This is a genomic window from Heyndrickxia sp. FSL W8-0496 (genome assembly GCF_038007825.1).
Classification (GTDB): Bacteria; Bacillota; Bacilli; order Bacillales; family Bacillaceae_C; genus Heyndrickxia; species Heyndrickxia oleronia.
Genome location: NZ_JBBOXX010000001.1, coordinates 1292915 through 1313659, shown reverse-complemented (window position 1 = coordinate 1313659; position 20745 = coordinate 1292915). Strand labels below are relative to the sequence as shown.

The 20745-nt window shown below is 35.4% G+C and carries 16 protein-coding genes; 1 reads left to right on the top strand and 15 read right to left on the bottom strand.

Annotated features, from left to right (window positions below; genetic code table 11):
* Positions 1-19 precede the first annotated feature (19 nt).
* The 15 genes from NST63_RS06475 to allC all read right to left on the bottom strand — a co-directional run bounded on the left by NST63_RS06475 (position 20) and on the right by allC (position 19395).
* The gene (locus tag NST63_RS06475) at positions 20-1117 is read right to left on the bottom strand and encodes a CDP-glycerol glycerophosphotransferase family protein (protein ID WP_341041625.1); all 1098 of its coding nucleotides are present in this window, start codon (positions 1115-1117) and stop codon (positions 20-22) included.
* 67 nt (positions 1118-1184) lie between these two features.
* The gene (tagD, locus tag NST63_RS06470; protein ID WP_212944585.1) at positions 1185-1583 is read right to left on the bottom strand and encodes a glycerol-3-phosphate cytidylyltransferase; all 399 of its coding nucleotides are present in this window, start codon (positions 1581-1583) and stop codon (positions 1185-1187) included.
* Positions 1584-2227: 644 nt separating this feature from the next.
* The gene (gene uvrA / locus NST63_RS06465; protein ID WP_341041624.1) at positions 2228-5095 is read right to left on the bottom strand and encodes an excinuclease ABC subunit UvrA; all 2868 of its coding nucleotides are present in this window, start codon (positions 5093-5095) and stop codon (positions 2228-2230) included.
* A gap of 7 nt (positions 5096-5102) precedes the next feature.
* Positions 5103-7082, bottom strand: coding sequence for an excinuclease ABC subunit UvrB (gene uvrB / locus NST63_RS06460; RefSeq protein ID WP_071977035.1), 1980 nt, complete (start codon positions 7080-7082; stop codon positions 5103-5105).
* 361 nt (positions 7083-7443) lie between these two features.
* Positions 7444-7701, bottom strand: a complete 258-nt coding sequence (locus tag NST63_RS06455; protein WP_071977036.1) for a CsbA family protein — start codon at positions 7699-7701, stop codon at positions 7444-7446.
* An 83-nt stretch (positions 7702-7784) separates the two neighbouring features.
* Positions 7785-8429 (bottom strand): HD domain-containing protein, encoded by a 645-nt coding sequence (locus NST63_RS06450; RefSeq protein ID WP_180212514.1) that lies wholly within the window; start codon positions 8427-8429, stop codon positions 7785-7787.
* Positions 8430-8593: 164 nt separating this feature from the next.
* Positions 8594-9850 (bottom strand): MFS transporter, encoded by a 1257-nt coding sequence (locus NST63_RS06445; protein ID WP_212944588.1) that lies wholly within the window; start codon positions 9848-9850, stop codon positions 8594-8596.
* A gap of 597 nt (positions 9851-10447) precedes the next feature.
* Positions 10448-10825 (bottom strand): RidA family protein, encoded by a 378-nt coding sequence (locus tag NST63_RS06440; protein WP_341041623.1) that lies wholly within the window; start codon positions 10823-10825, stop codon positions 10448-10450.
* Positions 10826-10920: 95 nt separating this feature from the next.
* Positions 10921-11859, bottom strand: a complete 939-nt coding sequence (arcC, locus tag NST63_RS06435) for a carbamate kinase (RefSeq protein ID WP_212944590.1) — start codon at positions 11857-11859, stop codon at positions 10921-10923.
* Between the two features lie 103 nt (positions 11860-11962).
* Positions 11963-13237 (bottom strand): YlbE family protein, encoded by a 1275-nt coding sequence (locus tag NST63_RS06430; protein WP_341041622.1) that lies wholly within the window; start codon positions 13235-13237, stop codon positions 11963-11965.
* Between the two features lie 59 nt (positions 13238-13296).
* Complete coding sequence (gene fdrA, locus NST63_RS06425; protein WP_341041621.1) at positions 13297-15045, bottom strand: acyl-CoA synthetase FdrA; 1749 nt, start codon at positions 15043-15045, stop codon at positions 13297-13299.
* Positions 15046-15148: 103 nt separating this feature from the next.
* Complete coding sequence (gene allD / locus NST63_RS06420) at positions 15149-16198, bottom strand: ureidoglycolate dehydrogenase (RefSeq protein ID WP_058002891.1); 1050 nt, start codon at positions 16196-16198, stop codon at positions 15149-15151.
* 50 nt (positions 16199-16248) lie between these two features.
* Complete coding sequence (gene allD, locus NST63_RS06415) at positions 16249-17298, bottom strand: ureidoglycolate dehydrogenase (RefSeq protein WP_058002892.1); 1050 nt, start codon at positions 17296-17298, stop codon at positions 16249-16251.
* 25 nt (positions 17299-17323) lie between these two features.
* Positions 17324-18088, bottom strand: a complete 765-nt coding sequence (gene allE / locus NST63_RS06410; protein ID WP_212944592.1) for a (S)-ureidoglycine aminohydrolase — start codon at positions 18086-18088, stop codon at positions 17324-17326.
* Between the two features lie 44 nt (positions 18089-18132).
* Positions 18133-19395 carry an allantoate deiminase gene (allC, locus tag NST63_RS06405; RefSeq protein WP_058002998.1) on the bottom strand — a complete coding sequence of 421 codons (1263 nt, stop codon included), beginning with the start codon at positions 19393-19395 and terminating at the stop codon, positions 18133-18135.
* A gap of 395 nt (positions 19396-19790) precedes the next feature.
* Between allC and NST63_RS06400 the strand changes: the two genes are divergently transcribed.
* Complete coding sequence (locus tag NST63_RS06400; protein ID WP_180212498.1) at positions 19791-20666, top strand: alpha/beta fold hydrolase; 876 nt, start codon at positions 19791-19793, stop codon at positions 20664-20666.
* Positions 20667-20745 lie beyond the last annotated feature (79 nt).

Here is a 20745-nt window from a genome sequence, read left to right as displayed (position 1 = left end):
TCTACGAAATAGCGAATAGTTAATCCAGTTTCCTACAAAGATAATCAACTAAATTTTTACTGGAATAGCCTTCAGAATATTTATTCCATATATTTGAAAACTCTTTGACTCTATTTAAGTCGAATTTATTTTCTTTAATGACATATACCATTTGTTCTGTATTAAAAACGACTGGTCCAGGGACCAAGTCCTCATATTTTCCCCATAAGCCTCTTTCAATTTCATATTGTTCTAAATCGAAAGGATAAAATATCATTGGTTTTCCCAACAATGAAAACTCATATGGGATTGATGAATAGTCAGTAATTAAATAATCAGTAATTAACAGAATATCATTAACATCTTTATAATAAGAAAAATCATATATAAATCCCTTATATAAGTCATAGTCAAAATCAAGCTTTTCTTGTATAGTTGGATGAAGTTTTATTAAAATGACATATTCTTCTCCAAGAGAATGATATAAATAATTGATATCCAAAATTGATTCAAAATGTTTTACATTTCCATCTCTAAAGGTTGGAGCATATAAAATAACCTTTTTATTTTTTAAAAAGGGATGAGAATGCATCCATTCTTTTTTTCTTTTTTCTTGTTCATTTATTTGATAAAAAAAGTCAGTACGAGGAATGCCCGTACGTATAATATGATCTTCAGTTAGCTTAAAAGCCTCCATAAAAATACTAGCCATTAAATCAGAACCTACGACTATTTTATGAAACTGCTGATAAACCTTAGTAAATCTTCTATTAGCAGAATTTGTACGGCTTTTAATTGAATGATCCCTAAACCCAAAAGTTTTAATTGCCCCCGCTGCATGCCATAATTGTATACACTGTGCCTCATCTTTAAATTTTACAGTAGATAAGAATGCAAAATAATTATCAATAATAATAAATTTTGATGTGGCTAAATGATAAATACCTTTCGCCATTTTAAAGACATTTTGATTTTTTAGTAGCAGGGCATCTCCATCTATACGATCTTTCACATCTTCATAACATGATGGTTCACATAAAAAAACGATCTTTAAAGGGACCTTCCTTCTTTTTAGTTCTTCATAAATAAATAAGCTATTTTGACTAAAAGAAACGATAAAGGTTATTTTCTGTTTCAACGGTAACCATTTAAAAAGATTAAATTGGAATTTAAAAAAAATTAAGTACAACCAGATTAATACTTCTCTAACCATTTTTGATAGAAAATAAATCCTTTTTTATTTTGGTTGTAGATATTCCTAATGTTCGTGGTAAATAAACCACCTCACAATGCTCGTTTAAAAAATCAAATTTTCCTTTCCAATCGTCTCCCATAACAAATACATCAACATCATGTGTGTGGACATCTTGCACCTTTTGTTCCCACATGTTTTCTGGAATAACCTCATCCACATAACGAATTGATTCCAAAATTAATTTACGATTTTCATATGAATGGTAAGATTTTTTACTTTTCACATCGTTGAATTCATCTGTAGATAACCCTACGATTAAATAATCTCCTAAATCCTTTGCTCTTTTCAATAAGTTGATATGCCCCCAATGAAGCAAATCAAAGGTTCCATATGTGATGACTTTCCTCATACACGTAACATCTCCCTACTATTTCGGGCAAATTTTTTTAATGCTCTTCTCTAATACTCTATTACTAATTAACTAACTTCTTACTTTAATTTTTATGTTACTATCTCCCACTGATTTAAGTTTAGGATGCTATTCATTCTCCAAATCAGCTTAAATAAGACCTCAAGCCATTTTAGAGAAGTAACATACCTTTTACAAAGTGCCTGAATAAAGCATACATTTCTATTAAACTAGGTAATTCTAAATAGGAAAACTTATTCATTATTATAAATCGAAATGGATTTCCATACAAACTTTATATATTCAATAATTATGCACATTCTTTACTGATTAATATTAACAATGAAAGTATGTCCAAAACATTAAAAATAGATTTCATTTTGATTACAATCTGTCCTTTTTGAGACTGTAATGTTACACAATATTGTATACATAAAAAAAAGATGACATTTCGTCATCTTTTTTTTAATTTGGCTATTTTCTATAGTTTGTAGCTTTTGTAGGAGCCCATTTGCCTTCTTTTACACCAAAAAGGATGATGAGGTCCTAAGAAGTTTGCAGCTCGTTTCTCAGTGAAATGAAAAACGGAGCGATCTTCAATCGTTAGTTATTAGTTAAAACTTTCCTTAAATGAGAAAAGTGACTTAAATATTAACAGTTTCATTAATTTTTTTCTTCATTCTTAGTCGATCTCGATCGAGGATTGGTTTTAAATATTTTCCTGTATAAGATTCAGGAGTTTCAGCGATTTTTTCAGGTGTTCCCGTTCCTACAATGGTACCACCTTTTGCTCCTCCTTCAGGTCCAAGATCAATTAAGTAATCAGCTGTTTTAATAACATCTAGGTTATGTTCAATAACTAGTACGGTATCTCCATTCTCTACAAGTCGTTGTAGTACTTCTAATAATCTTGAAATGTCATCAACATGTAATCCTGTCGTTGGTTCATCTAAAATGTAGAGTGATTTTCCGTTAGATCGACGATGTAGTTCTGAAGCTAATTTCACACGTTGAGCTTCCCCACCAGACAATGTGGTAGCTGGTTGGCCAAGTTGAATATAACCTAATCCTACATCTAAAATAGTCTGTAACTTACGTTTAATTTTCGGGATATTTTCAAAAAACTCAACCGAATCTTCTACAGTCATATTTAATATATCTGCAATATTTTTACCTTTATATTTCACTTCTAATGTTTCTCGATTATAACGTTTACCATGACAGACCTCACATGGAACATACACATCAGGCAGGAAGTGCATTTCAATTTTAATGATCCCATCTCCACGGCATGCTTCGCAGCGACCGCCTTTAACATTAAAACTAAATCTTCCTTTTTTATACCCTCGAATTTTTGCCTCATTTGTTGCAGCAAAGACATCACGGATATCATCAAATACCCCTGTATAGGTGGCAGGGTTTGACCTTGGCGTTCGACCGATTGGGGATTGATCAATATCAATTACCTTTTCCAAATAATCGATTCCTTTAATCTCCTTGTGCTCTCCTGGTTTTGCTTTTGCACGATTCAGCTTTTGTGCTAAAGTCTTATGCAGAACCTCATTAACAAGTGTACTTTTTCCTGAACCGGAAACTCCTGTTACAGCAACAAAACTACCTAATGGAAATTTTACATTTATGTTTTTTAAATTATTTTCCTTGGCACCTTTAATCTCAATGAATCGTCCATCTGGCTTACGTCTTTCAATAGGCAATGGAATAAATTTTTTGCCGGATAAATATTGACCAGTTAAAGAATGAGGATCATTCATCACTTCTTCTGGTGTACCGGCAGAAACAATTTCCCCACCATGTACACCTGCTCCTGGACCAATATCAATTAAATAATCGGCTGCTAGCATAGTATCTTCATCATGCTCAACTACGATTAACGTATTTCCTATATCCCTCATATTTTGAAGTGTTTGTATTAAACGATCATTATCCCTTTGATGCAAGCCAATGGAAGGTTCATCCAAAATATAAAGAACACCAGTTAATCTTGAACCAATTTGCGTAGCCAGACGAATTCGTTGTGCTTCACCGCCCGATAATGTTCCAGCAGCTCTTGATAAAGTGAGGTAATCCAGCCCCACATTGATTAAAAACCCCAGACGCTCACGTATTTCACGGAGAACGAGATTGGCAATTGTACGTTCCTTTTCTGTTAGATCCAACTCTGTAAATAATTTATCTGCATTTTCAATCGATAGCTCAGTCATTTCACCAATATGCATATTGTTTATTTTCACAGCAAGGGTTTCCTCTTTCAATCGGTACCCTTTACATTTTGGACACGCTTGGTGGCCCATATATTTTTCCATTTGCTCACGTATAAAATCCGAACTTGTTTCGCGGTAGCGTCTCTCTACATTTCGAACCACACCCTCGAATTTCACATTACCTTCACGAATCTGACCAAAATCATTTTCATAGCGGAAATAAATGGATTCCTCTCCCGCGCCATATAATATTTTATTCAATTGATGTTCTGGAAGCTCTTTTACCGGCACATCCATATCAATTCCAAAGTGATTACATACTGCTTCTAGAAGTTGGGGATAATATTGCGAACTAACCGGTTCCCAAGGCGCAATGGCATGCTCCTTCAATGAAAGCTCGGGATTTGGAATAATTAACTCACGTTCCACCTCTAATTTTGTTCCAAGTCCATCACAATCTGGGCAAGCACCGAACGGACTATTAAAAGAAAACATTCGTGGCTCTAATTTATCTACGGAAAAACCACAATGTGGACAAGCTAAGTGCTCACTGAATAATAATTCCTCTTCTCCAATCACATCAATGATAACTTTTCCATCAGCCAATTTTAGTGCAGTCTCAAGGGAATCTGCTAAGCGAGAGGCTATTTCCTCTTTTATGACAATCCGATCAATAACGACTTCAATGGAATGTTTTTTATTTTTCTCAAGTGAAATTTCTTCCCCTAAATCAAGCATTTCACCGTCAACCCTTACACGAACAAACCCTTGCTTTTTAATATCTTCTAGCACCTTTACATGGGCTCCTTTTCGTCCAGAAACGATTGGAGCAAGGACTTGAAGCTTTGTTCTTTGCGGATATTCCATAATTCTATCCACCATTTGCTCAATGGTTTGTGAACTGATTTCTATCCCGTGAATCGGACATATCGGTCTCCCAATTCTTGCAAAGAGTAATCGTAAATAATCATATATTTCAGTAACCGTTCCAACCGTGGAACGAGGGTTCCTGCTTGTTGTTTTTTGATCGATGGAAATAGCAGGGGATAAGCCCTCAATGATATCGACATCAGGCTTATCCATTTGTCCTAGAAACTGTCTAGCATAAGCGGATAATGATTCGACATATCTTCTCTGACCTTCTGCATAGATCGTATCGAATGCTAATGAGGATTTTCCAGACCCCGATAAACCGGTTAAAACGACTAATTGATCTCTAGGTATAGTGACATCAATATTTTTTAGATTGTGTGCCCTTGCCCCTTGAACAATAATTTTATCTTGTGCCATATATGTTTCATCCTTCCGCTTTCAGTTCTAATAATGTATCACGAAGTTGTGCTGCTCGTTCAAAGTCGAGGGCTTTTGCCGCTTCCTTCATGTCATGCTCCAACTGCTCGATAAGTTTTTCTTTCTCTTTTTTAGTTAATTTTGGCGTTTTGGCTGTTGCTACATATTCTTCTTGATCCTCTGCTGCTCGTGTTGCCCGAATAACATCACGGATATCCTTCTGGATTGTTTGTGGTGTTATTCCGTGTCGAAGATTATATTCTTCCTGTACTGCTCGACGACGCTTTGTTTCTTCAATCGCTTTTGCCATCGAATCCGTTATCTTGTCAGCATACATAATAACTTGGCCATTGGAATTACGTGCAGCACGGCCAATTGTTTGAATGAGTGAACGCTCTGAGCGCAAAAATCCTTCTTTATCTGCATCTAATATGGTTACTAATGAAACTTCTGGAATATCCAGGCCCTCGCGCAGCAGATTTATTCCAACTAGAACATCATATTTTCCGAGTCGAAGCTCACGAATAATTTCAATTCTCTCTAATGTCTTCACTTCTGAATGAAGATACTGAACCTTTATACCAACTTCCTTTAAATAGTCTGTTAAGTCCTCAGACATCTTTTTCGTTAATGTCGTAATAAGTACTCTTTCATTACGTTTTACCCTCTCATTTATTTCGCCTAATAAATCATCAATCTGTCCTTCGATTGGACGTACCTCAATCGTCGGATCAAGTAAACCTGTAGGACGAATGATTTGTTCAACCATTTCAGGAGTATGATCCAATTCATAGGGACCTGGTGTAGCAGAAACATATACAATTTGATTCACATGGGACTCAAATTCTTCAAACCTTAAAGGTCGATTGTCTAATGCAGAAGGCAAACGAAATCCATGATCAACAAGAACCTGCTTTCTCGCCTGGTCACCATTATACATTCCACGAATTTGTGGAAGGGTTACATGAGATTCATCTACAACAATTAAGAAATCCTCAGGAAAATAGTCTAGTAGCGTATAAGGTGTAGAGCCAGCAGGGCGAAGTGTTAGATGACGTGAATAGTTTTCAATGCCAGAACAAAACCCCATTTCACGCATCATTTCTAAATCATAGTTCGTACGCTGCTCCAGTCTCTGGGCTTCTAGTAATCGATTATTTTCCCTTAATTCCTTTAAGCGCACTTCTAATTCCTTTTCAATGTTCTCAATTGCAACCCGCATTTTCTCTTCTCTTGTGACGAAGTGGGATGCTGGGAAGATGGCTACATGTTCACGTTCTCCAATAATCTCACCTGTTAATGCATCCACTTCACGAATCCGATCTATTTCATCTCCGAAAAATTCTACTCGAATACAATGTTCATCTTTTGAAGCTGGGAAAATTTCTACTACATCGCCTCTAACCCGGAAAGTACCTCGCTGAAACTCAATATCATTCCTTGCAAACTGAATATCTACAAGTTTACGAAGAAGCTGATTGCGTTCGACTTCCATCCCGGTCCGAAGGGAAAGGACCATTTCTCGATATTCCTCTGGATTACCTAAACCATAGATACAGGAAACACTCGCAATAATAATGACATCTTTTCGTTCAAATAGTGAAGAGGTAGCTGAGTGGCGTAATTTATCAATTTCATCATTAATACTTGAGTCTTTTTCAATATAGGTATCCGTTTGTGGGACATACGCTTCCGGTTGGAAGTAATCGTAGTAGCTCACAAAATATTCAACTGCATTATTTGGAAAGAATTCTTTAAACTCACTATATAATTGTCCTGCTAATGTCTTATTATGAGCAATAATTAATGTTGGCTTATTTACTTCTTGTATTACATTAGAAATCGTAAATGTTTTTCCAGTTCCTGTTGCCCCTAATAGGGTCTGATGCTTTTTACCATTATGTATGCCTTCAACAATTTTTCGAATGGCTTCTGGTTGGTCCCCTTGAGGCTTATACTTAGAAACTAATTCAAACTGATCGTTCAATCCTATTCCTCCCATCCTCTTTCCCATAAATCTCCGTATTATTTATACTATTTATTTTACCACAAACAGGTGTTTCTTAACCAGAAAAAAGCGAACAAATTTTCGGTTCGAGAGTTACCACCAATGATAAAATCTTCTTTTTAAGTGAAAATACAGGTAGTTTGTTGCTTATGTAAAAGCCCGGCTACCGGCTTTTACTCCCAATTAAGGATTCTAGCGATTCTTATAGAGATTGCATCTTTTCTCAGTAAAATGAAACATGTAGATCCTCAGTTGATATTTATTAGTTATAACTATACTTAAATAGCAACAATGTGTGAGAAAAGAGCAAAAAAAAAACGTCTAACAATGAGATCATCAATTAAACGTTTTTACTTTCTGATTTTTTGCCCTTATTTTTATTTCGATTCACCATTTTATTGGCATAGTAAAAGCCAATAGTTAATGATGCAGCATCAATAATAAACAATGCCCATGTATGAGTGTAGCCTTTATAGACAGAGGCTACAATTAAGGCAACAGTCAAAATCAAGCCGACAAAATGATTATAAGTGACCCTGGTAAAAAAAACAACGAGAATACCAGGTAAAAAGATAGCTGCAATGATTTTATCTAACACATTCTTTCACCTCTAAGGTTAAAAAATCCTACCTCTATTTTTTTATAAATCGTAAAAAAATACAAGAGGTAGGAAGCAATTTCTTAAGACTCTAAATTGGCTTTAATCAATTTTTTAGTAACCTCATTTAACTCACTATGCTTAATGAATTTTTCATCAAGCATATCTGGTAGTATTTCTTGAAGAAAATATTTAACACTTTCCATTTCTTTAAACTGAAGAATGGTTAATAATGACTCTTCATAAATCTCTTGAAAGAGTGGTTCTGGATTTCCTTTTTGTATTTCTCCAAAAGATTCATAAAGTAAGTCCACTTTATCGGCAACAGATAGTATTTTCCCTTCTAATGTGTCATCCTTACCTTCTTTAAATCGCTCAAGATAGATGTGTTGATATTCTTTTGGAAATTCCTTGAGGATAAAATTTTGGGTCATTTTTTCTTCAACTTGACTAAATAAGTCTCTTAACTCTGCAGATGCATATTTAACAGGCGTTTTTATATCCCCAGTGAAAAGTTCGTTATAGTCATGATTAAGAGCTTTTTCATAGAGAGCCTGCCAATTCACCTGGTTACCTTTTTGCGCCTCTACTGTCCCTAAGAACTGAGCAATCTTTGTAACTTTAAAAGAATGGCTCGCTACAGAATGTTCTTGAAATTTAAATTTACCGGGACAACGATAAATTTTTTCTAAATCAGATAAGCTTTTAAAATATTGATGTACTCCCATATGATCACCTTTTTTCATGCTATCTTAGCTCCTACACCTATCAAAGGAGCATATGCTGTATTTATATTTCGTGAGATTGTATCATAATTTCATAGCCAACTGCAAATCTAAAGGTTCATATTTGAAGCCTAACTTATAATTATTAGTTGAACATCAATACTGTTTTAAACACGGACATTTTTCTTTCCTTCTTTAAAAAACATCATAATGACAAGTCCTAAAATAAGAATGATTACTGCAGAGTAAAAGCCCGAAGCCATACTACCTGTTAGATCTGCGAGCAGACCTGTAAAAAATGGTGCAATGACTGAAGAAAGCATCCCCATAAAGTTATACAGACTAAATGCAACACCATAATTCTTTTGTTTAACATTCTCTGAAACAGCAGCAATTAGGAGTGGATCAAGGGCTATTTTACCAAATAATCCATAGATCACTAATGCAATAATAAGAAGTGGAACACTCTTAACATACACCGTTGCCCATAATGCGATGGCTGCAATCGGAATCAAAATAAATGCAAATGGCTTCTTCTTCCCCCATTTATCAGTTAAATAACTAAATAGCAAAGCACCAGGTATAGCAGTTAATGGTACTAAAGCTGAAATCAGCCCAACTTCACTACCGACAAATCCCCTTTCAGTTAATAAAAATTTCGGAAGCCATGTTACTACAACAGTAAAACCATAGATTGAGCAAAATAGAACTAAAAAGACGACCAATAGATTACGATTCTTTAATAACGAAAAAACCGATACCTTCTCTTCAGATTCAGCAGATCCTATTAGAGGGGCTTTTTTCATATCCTTTTTCTCTTTAACCATTAGTGAAATAAAAATACCGATGAGAACGGTTAGTACTCCAAAAATATAAAAAGGAATTCTCCAGCTCATCCCCATATCCAATACTAATGTACTTGACAGAATAAAGCCCAATGCAATTCCTATCCCTGATCCGCTATTGATGATAGCACTTCCCACTGTTCTATTTTTTGCAGGAATTGCTTCAGAGGATAAGGCAAATTGTGGACCATAATAAGTTGCAGAGGCTAGTCCCGCAACTGCCCTAGCAACTAAAAACCCGGTAAAACCAGCCATTAACCCAGAGATGCCCGTCAATACCCCATATAAAATAAAACCAATTACAAGAAGCTTCTTCCTGCCAAATTTATCACTAAAAGAGCCAGCTGGTATTTGTGCTATTGTATATGTTAAAAAGAAAATACTATTTACCAAACCTAATTGTGAATTGTTAAGATGGTACTCTAGACCAATATTGTCCAAAATTGGATTTAAAAAATACTTATTTGCGTTTATAAACATCCAACCTAACGAAAAGGCAAGTACTACTTTCCACCAATATGGTATTTTAGACTTTGTTTTAACATAATCATCTTTTTTTCTTAATACATCTGTATCCATATTTAGTTCCCCCTTTGAATGTCCTATCACCCTTTATTATAATCGCATATATATCTATATTTTGAATTAAAAGGAAACGAATTACATTAGCTAAATTGGACAATATTCCGGAGAAACTGTTGTTAGATATGTGTGTTTATTCTGATTTTTTATCACTTATAAACAAAGAATTGTTTATAGTAACTATTTTTTTTAAATAAATTCTACTAAACCTAGTTATTAAAACTTCTAGAAGAAAATGGTCTATTTGAAGAGGCTCTTTTCTCAAATATTGTTACTATTTATGTAAAGTTTTAACTAAAAACTACATCTTTCATTTCACTGAGAAATAAAAAAACTGCCTAACACTATTTAGTGTTAAAAGCAGCTTCTGTGGAATTATATATAATTAAGATTTCTAAACTTAGCTATTTTCGTATAGTTTGTTGCTTTTGTAAAAGCCCAGCTGACAGCTTTTACACCCAATAAAAGATTCAACGATTTTTATAAAGTTTGTAGTCTTTTCTTAATGAAAAATAAAGGGTGTAACGATTTTCAGTCGAGGCTATTTCTTAAAAATTCACTTTACTAGCAACAATGTTTAGAAAAGAGCCTTAATTATGATCTTTTTGCAATCATTTCAATTTCAACATCTGCCCCTAAAGGAAGTGCTGATACTGCAACACAGGTTCTTGCAGGAAATGGCTTTGAAAACTGTTTTTCATATACTTCATTCATTGCAGAAAAGTTTTTCATATCGGTTAAATATACATTAACTTTTACAACATCATCTAGAGTTAGGTTTGCCTCTTTTAACACCGCTAATAAATTTTCAAAGCATTGTTCTGTTTGCTCTGCAATATCACTCGGCTTGTTCTCTGTTGAGGCCGTGTTCATTGCCGTTTGTCCGGATAAAAATATGTAATCTCCAGCATCTACCGCGTGTGAATAAGGTCCTGAAGCAACTGTCCCCTTTGCTTGAATTGCCTTTCTCATCATCCTCTTCCTCTCATTATGTATTAAAAAGGCTGCTACCTAGTAACAGCCTTTTTATTTATTTACTGCTTAATGCCTTAATTATAACATTTAAATTATAATGTGACACGTGTACCAGTTTTACCTTCTAATGCATCTTGAAGCTTATCCATTGATGTAATAATGACGTTTTTGCCACCTTTTTTCAAGAATAAAATGGCAGCTTCGATTTTTGGACCCATGCTTCCTTTTGGAAAATGTCCTTCATCCATATAACGAATTGCTTCATCAATTGTCATTTCAAATAAATTTTGTTGTTGAGGTGTACCAAAATGAATCGCTACTTGCTCAACACCTGTTAAAATGAATAAATAATCTGCATTGATTTCTGCAGCTAATAATGCACTTGCAAAGTCTTTGTCGATAACTGCATCTGTACCCTTAAGAGCTCCATTTTCTTCAATGACAGGAATACCGCCACCACCTGCAGTAATAACTGTAATCTCTTTGTCAAGTAAAGCTTCAATTGCTTCTTTTTCAACAATGTGAATTGGTTTTGGAGAAGGAACAACACGTCTATATCCACGACCACTGTCCTCAACAAAAGTAATTTCTTCTGTTTCAAGAATCTTATCCATTTCTTCTTTTGTATAGAATGGGCCAATCGGTTTTGTAGGATTATTGAATGCAGGATCATCCTTAGACACTACTGATTGTGTAACAACTGTTGCAACAGTTTTATTGATGTTACGTTCTTTCATTTTATTTCTAAAAGCTTGTTGAATTAAATAACCTAAATTACCTTGAGTCTCTGCATCTAAAACATCAAGTGGATATTCAGGGATCACAGATTTAGCCATTTCTGTTTTGATTAATGAATTTCCAACCTGTGGACCATTACCATGAGTGATAACAACTGTATTTCCTTGTTCAATTAAACCAAGAACAGGTTCACAGCTTTCATTAATATTTGTTTGTTGTTCTTCAAGAGTACCTTTTTGGCCTTCTTTAATAATGGCATTTCCTCCGATGGCTAGTACAATCTTTTTACTCATAAATGCATCTCCTTGTATAATCATTTGTTGTAATAATCTAAATTTTCAGTTTTTATCATAGGGAGAGGAGCTCAAAAAGCTACCTCCCTTTTGGAAAATTTTATTATTCTGCTTCAATTAAACCTAATTTTACTGCATATGCATCAATTGCTTTTTCAAAGCAAGCTAATGGCGCGCGTACTGTACCTGCACCGATTTGGCCAACTCCAGCTTCTTTATGTGCAATACCAGTGTTGATAATTGGTTCAATACCAGTTTCAACAACTTTTCTTGCATCGATTCCAAGACAAGAACCTTGGAAATCCCAAGTTGGGATAGAGAAGTTAGGGTTATGGTCGATACAAATTTCCATCATATCATTACTTGTGCTAACTGCATCATCCATACCACCAGCACCTACGAAACGTGTAACACCAGGAGCAGCGATCATCGCCATCGCGCCAACACCGAAAGTTTCAGTGATCGCACTGTCACCCATGTCACGGCAAGCCATATCTTGATCGTATCCAGTAAAGAATAAGCCTTGAGGTGTATTAACAGGAGCTGTGAACCATTGATCACCCATACCTGCAATACGAATACCAAATTCGTAACCGTTACGGCACATTGCTGTTACAACCGTACCATGCTGAATTTGTCTTGCTGTATCCATAATTGCTTTACTTGTAGCCATTGCAATATTTAAAAAGAATTGGTCTGTATCAGCTAAGAATTGGATAACATCTTGTTTATCTTTTTCAGTAGTATCCGTTTTTAAAATGTATGGAGCGATGTCTTTAAGGAAAATAAGTGATCCAGCAATGTTACGTTGGTGGAATTCATCACCCATTGTGATTGCTTTAGCGATCATAACGTTAATATTTAATCCGTCACCTTTAACTTTAAGTGCTTTAGAAAGTGTTGGACCAAGAACATCCCTAAACCATCCAAGACGGTTGATTACTTCCTCGGAGTATGCTCCGAAACGAAGAACTGCCCCAATACCTTCATTCATTGTGCAGTATGCTTGATTATCGCCGTCACGATTTTCTACAACAAGAACTGGCATATTTCCTGATGTAATTCCACCCATTGGACCAACAGCATTTACATGGTGGCAAGGAATGAATTCAATTTCTCCATTTTTAAGCATCTCAAATGCTTCGTCTGCATTAGAAGCCCAGCCTTCAAATAATGTAGCACCTACGCATGATCCTTGCATTGGGCTTGTCATGTTTTCCCATTTAATTGGCGGTCCTGCATGAAGTAATACTTTTCCATTTAATTCTTTAATAACAGATTTAGCCGGAACTACATCCACTAAAAATGGTGCGCCTGACACAACTTTATCAATAACCGCTCTATTTGCTTCATCAATTGTTTTAAATTGTCCGTACATTTTGCTTCCTCCTGATTTCAATGTTTGTGTAAAATCGCTTTTTTTCAATCAAAATAAAATTAACGAAGTACACTTAACACTTTGCGTAATCTTGAATTACCTCCAGCAGCTGGGCGCCAGTCGTATTGAACAACTTTACCACCATTTGCTGTAATGGATTCAGTAAATTTCTTTAATCCAACGTTAATTACTCTAGGTTTTTCAGTTAAAAATTGTTCAATTGCTTCAGAAACTGTAATTTCTACTTTTTCAACAGCTTCCTTAACTGGCACGACTTTTTTATCTTTTTCTTCTATTTGAATATTAAGCATAGCTAGAGCTGTGCGAATTGCTTGGTTATTACTGTCTCTTAAGATGACGCCTGCTTCTTCAAGCTTAGCTTTTTGTTCATCTAAACCTTGTGGATCGATGTCAGTACCACAAACAGTTCCTACGAAGTAAATGTTTTTGCCTTTTGCTTTTGCATCTTCTTGGATTTTTTGGATGCCAGGGATTAATGCACCAGCCATATCTTCATGAGAACCGTAACCAAGAACTACATCAAATAAGATAATAGCAGTTGAATCATCTTGTGCTGCTTTTTGGAAGAATTTAATTCTTGTATCAGGGTCGATCATTGGATGTGGTTTACCCTGTGTATAAATATCATCACCTAAGTCAGCTACTTCAAAGCCGTTTGCTTTTAATAGGTATCCATCTTCATGATGATCGCTAGATTCAAGGTTTAAACCTCTGCTGATAAGAGTTGCTGCTTCATATCCAAGAGTACCACCAGAATATAGTCCTTTAATTGTTTTTTGTTCTGGTTTTAAATCTACAGCTGGTACTTCAATGTTAGTTGTATAGTAGTTTGGTTTCACTGCATTTCCTTTAGCAAGATCTACAGAGATTGCTGCTGTTTCTTCTAATGTATTTGCATAGTAGATATTTCCTTCGTGATCATGTGGCTCTTCTCCAAGGAAAATAGCAACAACTGGTTTAGAAACACTTTGAAGTAATTGAACAACCTCATCACGAACTTCTTTTGCAGGTGGCTTAGAAATAAGAGTAATGATTTCTGTTTGTTTGTGTGCCGCTAATGCTCTGATAGCATCTAACATTGTAATCGCACCAATTTTTTCTGAAAGGTCACGACCACCAGTTCCGATTGCGTGGCTAACACCACCGCCTAAACGATCAATTTCTTTTGTAACTTCTTGAATACCAGTACCTGAAGCTCCAACTACTCCAATTTTTCCTTGTTTAACAACGTTTGCGAAAGCTAAAGGAACACCCGAAACAATTTCAGTACCACAGTCAGGACCCATTACAAGTAAACCTTTTTCATGAGCTTTTTCTTTAATACGGCGCTCGTCTTCAATTGATACGTTATCACTGAAAATAAGAACGTGTAGATCATTATCTAATGCTTTTTCTGCTTCTTCAGCAGCATATTGACCAGGAGTTGAAATGATGGCAATGTTAGCATTTGGTAATTCTTTAAGTGCTTTATTCCATGTATTTACAGTTTCAAAATCTTGCTTGCTGCTGCTGATTGCTTGGTTATTTAAATAGTTGTCTACTTCTTCAAGTAATACTTGAACTGTATCTTCAGAATCAGTATCAACTACGATACACATATCATTAGCTGCTGCCTTTTCAAGTTCTTCTGTGTGAAGACCTGCACTTTTAAAGATATCCTTATTTGCAGGTGTCCCCATCATAATTTGTACTTTGTTTACGCCATCCATTGTTGAAATTTTATTTGTAAGAAGCATAAGATTCACTGAATCTTGATATGAATTCTCTTTAATGATCGTTTGAAGCATTATTTCATGCACCTCTTCTTATATTTTTTACTTTAATAATGGAATTAACTCCATAGGAAAAGGGTGGCTACCATAGCAGACCCCCCTTTATTTTTTTCACCTTTTATTTAGCGAAAGGGCTTTTGTGATCATACACATTGTTGTGAATAACATCAGAAATTAAATACTCGTAAATATGGTCAACTATCTCAATACCGTTCTCTTCATAGGCCTTTTCTCTTTCAGCACTTCTTTGTCCAGGATAGGAGACCTGTTTAAAGCCAGAGGCAGGTTTAATATTATTTAAATCCTTCATTGTAGTTGAGATTCCTTCTTGAAAACTTTCAAGACCCACGAAGTATTCAGGGTTAATGACAATATGAAGCTGTCCAAGGTTTCTGTATTCTGTTAAATCGTGATACATAGATGAAACCTTATTTCCAAATGGAAGTCCTAATAAAATACCAGATAATACGTCGACCATCATCATTAGTCCATAACCTTTAGGTCCAGCAATTGGCAGTAAGGCATTTACTTTAAATGGATCGGTTGTCGGTTCTCCGTTACTGTCAACAGCCCATGTATCAGGAATAGGTTCATTTTTCGAACGGGCATGAAGAACTTTCCCCCATGCTTGTACTGTTGTAGCCATATCAAAAGTAATATGCTTTCCATCCTTACCAGGAGCAGCAAAGGCAATTGGATTCGTACCATAGTATGGTTCTGCTCCACCGAAAGGAACAACCATTGGATCAGACTGACATACAGAAATACCGATTAAATTCTCATTTGCAGCTTGTTGTACAAAATAAGAAAGGGCTCCACTATGTCCAATTCTTTTTACTCCTACAATAGCCACTCCGTTTTCCTTTGCCATTTTTATCGCTTCATCCATTGCTAACTTTGCAGCAACATGACCTACACCATTATCTCCATCAAAAATTGCTGTACTTGGACCCGTTTTTTCAAAATGAAAATTCGGTTTATTATTTAATCCACCCTTTGCAATTCTTTCTGCATAATACTCCACTCTCATTGCTCCATGGGAATGAACGCCTCGTGCATCGGCATGGACAAGGACATCGGCTACTCCATCGGCATGTTCAGTTGAAAGTCCTGCTTTATGAAGTTTATTAGCAATTAGTTCCTTTAATTTTTCCTTAGATAACCTCATATTCATTCACCCCTGTTCAAATAGGAAAAAGCTGATTTTTAATTTACGATTTATTTTGCAAATGCACCTTTATGATCATACTGATTGTTATGAACAACATCAGACTTTAAATAGTCAATGATATCATCAACAATTTCGATACCATTTTTACTATATTCTTCAATAATTACGTCATTGTTTTGACCTGGGTAAAGAACCTTAGAGAAACCAGGAGCTGGTTTAATTTGATTTAAGTCTTCCATTGATTGAGAAACATTGTCCTTAAAGTTTTTTATTCCAGTAAAGAACTCAGGATTAATTACAATGTGAAGTTGACCTAATTTGCGATATTCGGATAAGTTCTCATACATAGAAGAAACTTTATTTCCAAATGGTAATCCAAGAAGAATTCCAGATAATACGTCTACCATCATTGCTAGGCCATATCCTTTTGGACCAGCAATTGGTAATAAGGCATTCACATTAAATGGATCCGTTGTCGGTTCGCCATTTTTATCTACTGCCCATGTATCAGGAATTTCTACATTTTTTGAACGAGCATGTAGAATTTTTCCCCAAGCCTGAACAGTTGTTGCCATATCAAGAGTAAGGCTTTTATCATCATTTCCAGGTGCTGCAAAGGCAATTGGATTTGTACCATAATAAGGTTCCGCACCACCGAATGGAACAACCATTGGATCAGATTGGCATACAGAAAAACCAATTACATTTTCTTTTGAAGCTTGATGAGTAAAGTAAGAAATAGCACCACTATGTGAAATATCTCGTACCCCTACAATCGCCACTCCATTTTCCTTTGCCATAGCAATTGCTTCATCCATAGCTAATTTAGCTGCAACATGTCCTGAACCACCATCGCCATGAAAAATACCTGTGCTCGGGCCAGTTTTTTCAAATTTGAAATCAGGATTTGTATTAATTCCACCTTTTGCAATTCTTTCTGCATAGTACTCTACACGCATTGCTCCGTGGGAATGAATACCTCTTTCATCCGCGAATGCTAAAACATCTGCTGTTAATGCTGCATGATCTTCTTTAAGACCAGCTTTTTGAAGTTTATTTTTTATTAAACTTTTTAATTCATCTTTAGTTACTCTCAAACTGAGACACCTCTTCGTTTAATTTTTAAAGGTCCGCATCACGATTGCAGTCTTTAGAGTAAACATATGTTAATGGCTCTCTACCAACTGCATAAGCTGCTTGATGAACATATGGTCCCATAAAAATGTAATCGCCTTTTTTAACTGGAATCCATTCATTATCAAGGTTATACATACCTTCACCAGATAGTAGATATGCACCATGTTCTTGAACATGTGTTTCGATAAATGGATGGCTTGCAGCAGGATCAAAAGATAGAATATGGAAATTCATATCGAAATCTAGTTCCATAGGTAATAGATCTTTAATATGAACATTATGCATATCATCATAATCTCTGTATTCGATATCGTTAGCATGACCAGAAACAACCCATGGCTTGCGTCCTTCTAGTGGTTTATATTTTTGTTTATATAAGAATAAACGAGAATCACCAGCTTCAAGGTTTTCTAAGTACATTTTTACTCCAGGTGGGCAATATACATAGCCGCTTTCTTCAAGAACGAATTCCTCTTCACCAGCTGTTACTTTTACTTTTCCACCAAGGATATAAACAAATGATTCTACATTATCTTGTCCACAGAATCCCTCACTGTTTTTTCCACCTTCGTGCATAGTGATAATATAATCAACAAAGCTTGCACCAAGTTTTGGTGATCCTAAAATAGACATTGAGCAGTTTTCAAAACCAGGAACAACATTATTTACTAAACCTTCTGGTGCAATTAATGCATATAAGCCATGTTTAATAATTGATCTGCTTGAAAGTAAATCCTTTGGATAACCCATTTGTAACATTCTCCTTTGTTTTCGCTATTTTGATTAAATTACTCTTATTCTTTATATCCTAATTCATATAATGAACCAATTAATGCCTTTACACCTTCAGCTAAATCAGCTGGATGTGTATATTCAGCAGGATTATGACTAATCCCTTTAACACTTGGTACGAATAACATTGCTGTTGGAACAAACGGTGCAAAAATTTGTGAGTCATGACCTGCACCACTGTGCATTACCTTATAAGTCAAACCATTTTCCTTACACTGTTTTTCCATCACTTCAACAATTTTCTCATCCATTGGAACAGGATCTGCATCCATCCACATATCGATTTTTGTATCAACTTCGTGATTTTTAGAAATCTCATTCATACGATCAGTAATCTGTTTTGTGAATGAAACAATCGCATCTTTATCCGTATGACGAACATCTATTGTAAAAATTGCTTTTCCAGGTACAACATTAACAATGTTAGGTTGTGCTTCAATTTTACCAACCGTTGCAACAAGAGGATCGCCAACTTCTTTTGCCATGGAAATAATATCAAAGATCATTTGACTTGCAGCAAACACAGCATCTTTTCTATATCCCATTGGAGTTGTTCCTGCATGGTTAGCTTCCCCTGTTACTTCAATAGTAAAACGACGTTGTCCAACAATATTATTAACAACAGCGACAGGAATCTTTTCTGTTTCAAGGACACTACCTTGTTCAACATGAATTTCAACAAATGCTTTCAAATCTTGACGTGCTGGTTTTGTTTCATCTCTGAAACCAAAACCTGCTTCCTTCATCGCTTCGACAAATGGAACACCATCAAAGTCTGCAATCGTTTCAACATCTTCCCGTTTCGCTAATCCAACGATGTTTTTAGATCCCCAGAATGCATAAGGGAATCTGCTTCCTTCTTCTTCAGCCATTGAAACAACTTCAATATTTCGTAATGGTTGACCATATGTTTCTTTCAAGTATTTTAACGCTAAAATACCGGCAATAATTCCATATTGCCCATCATATTTCCCACCATTTTTTACTGTGTCAACATGTGACCCTGTAAGAATTGTCTCATTCGTATTTTTACCTTTTAATGTACCAAACAAATTTCCAATTTCATCAAATCGAGCTTCTAGCCCTTCATTCTCTATCCATTCTTTTAGAGCATGTTGAGCTTCTACCCATTCCTTGGAATAAAGAAGACGCGAAACGCCACCATCTGGATCCTTACCAAACTCCCCAAGCCAATTCAATTTAGCTTCTGCATCTGCGGCAAGTGTATCTAGCTGAGGAACTGTTCCGTTTGTTCCGTCTGTCATTCTCATTCATCCCTTTCCTAGTAATATATGTTGGTTAAATTTGCTAGAACATATCAATGTTCGTATTAAAAAAAATCAGTAAAAAACAATGACTTTGCATAGAAACATTTTCATTGTTTTAAGGAATTAGTAAGTAAGTATTCTTTGTTTTTCATGTATAAACTATACAAGGGAGAAATCATGTATAAATCTGATTAAAACCTTATTCAAGCTTACTCATTTCTTTATTAACCTCATATCTATTGTAAGCGTATCATACCTTGATAGTCTTTATACGATATAGATAAAGTTTATTTATCATTTTGTACATAATAAACAAATGGTACAAATCAATTTTATTATACAATATGAGTAAATAGTTTTTATTCAACCGAGAAAGGAAGATCATCTATAGTATGAACAAAACAACAGTTATATACAAAAGCACCACCCAATTTGAGCTGAAGGGTGATTTCTATACAGCTTCACAAGAAAATCGTCCTGTCATTGTTTATATCCATGGAGGAGGACTTTTTTGGGGTTCAAGGGAAGATTTAAAAAAAGAACAAATTGACTTTTATCATCAAGCTGGTTTCAATATTTTCTCCATTGATTACCGTCTAGCACCTGAAACAAAACTTGCTGAGATTCAACAAGATGTAGCAGATGCACTTTCATGGCTTGAAAATGAGGGAATAGAAAAATTTAATTATGATCCAAATAAAATTGCCGTGATCGGTGGTTCTGCTGGCGGGTATTTAGCTTTATTAGCAGGAACATTCAAAAACAAGCCTAAAGCAATTGTTTCTTTATATGGGTATGGCGATATCACTGGAGATTGGGCTACAAAGCCAAGTCCACATTATCAAAAAATGACCCCTGTTCCAAAAGAGCTTGCACAAATGCTTGTTTCAAATACCGTTATCTCAGAGGGACCTATCCAAAAGCGTTATGCGATTTATATGTATGCTAGACAGAAGGGAACATGGATTGAAGATATAAGCGGAGCTCTTGTTATCCCAGGTGGAAGCTTAGATGAACTTAAACCGTATTGTCCTCTCTACTATTCAGATAGTGATTTCCCTCCTACCTTATTGTTGCATGGCACAATGGATGAGGACGTTCCGTATGAACAATCTGTATTAATGTCCAAAAAATTAAGTAACTCAGGCGGTTCATGCAAACTTATTACAATCCCTGATGGAAAGCATGTATTTGATGAGGATTGGGACAATCCTGTTGTTCAAAAAGCCTTTGAAGAAATCATTTCTTTTTTAAATTCTCATTTATAAAAAGGATGTTTTCGTATAATGTTACTTTTTTAAAATCCTTACTGGCAGCTGTTACACTTAAGTATGCTTTTAGTAGCGT

Bases quoted from the DNA above. Each gene is read 5' to 3' on its own strand.
- NST63_RS06440 (WP_341041623.1), bottom strand. From the start codon at position 10,825: ATGAGAAAGGCAATTCAAGCAAAGGGGACAGTTGCTTCAGGACCTTAT.
- arcC (WP_212944590.1), bottom strand. From the start codon at position 11,859: ATGAGTAAAAAGATTGTACTAGCCATCGGAGGAAATGCCATTATTAAA.
- NST63_RS06445 (WP_212944588.1), bottom strand. From the start codon at position 9,850: ATGGATACAGATGTATTAAGAAAAAAAGATGATTATGTTAAAACAAAG.
- allD (WP_058002891.1), bottom strand. From the start codon at position 16,198: ATGAGGTTATCTAAGGAAAAATTAAAGGAACTAATTGCTAATAAACTT.
- NST63_RS06450 (WP_180212514.1), bottom strand. From the start codon at position 8,429: ATGGGAGTACATCAATATTTTAAAAGCTTATCTGATTTAGAAAAAATT.
- allC (WP_058002998.1), bottom strand. From the start codon at position 19,395: ATGACAGACGGAACAAACGGAACAGTTCCTCAGCTAGATACACTTGCC.
- NST63_RS06400 (WP_180212498.1), top strand. From the start codon at position 19,791: ATGAACAAAACAACAGTTATATACAAAAGCACCACCCAATTTGAGCTG.
- tagD (WP_212944585.1), bottom strand. From the start codon at position 1,583: ATGAGGAAAGTCATCACATATGGAACCTTTGATTTGCTTCATTGGGGG.
- fdrA (WP_341041621.1), bottom strand. From the start codon at position 15,045: ATGCTTCAAACGATCATTAAAGAGAATTCATATCAAGATTCAGTGAAT.
- uvrA (WP_341041624.1), bottom strand. From the start codon at position 5,095: ATGGCACAAGATAAAATTATTGTTCAAGGGGCAAGGGCACACAATCTA.
- allE (WP_212944592.1), bottom strand. From the start codon at position 18,088: ATGGGTTATCCAAAGGATTTACTTTCAAGCAGATCAATTATTAAACAT.
- NST63_RS06430 (WP_341041622.1), bottom strand. From the start codon at position 13,237: ATGTACGGACAATTTAAAACAATTGATGAAGCAAATAGAGCGGTTATT.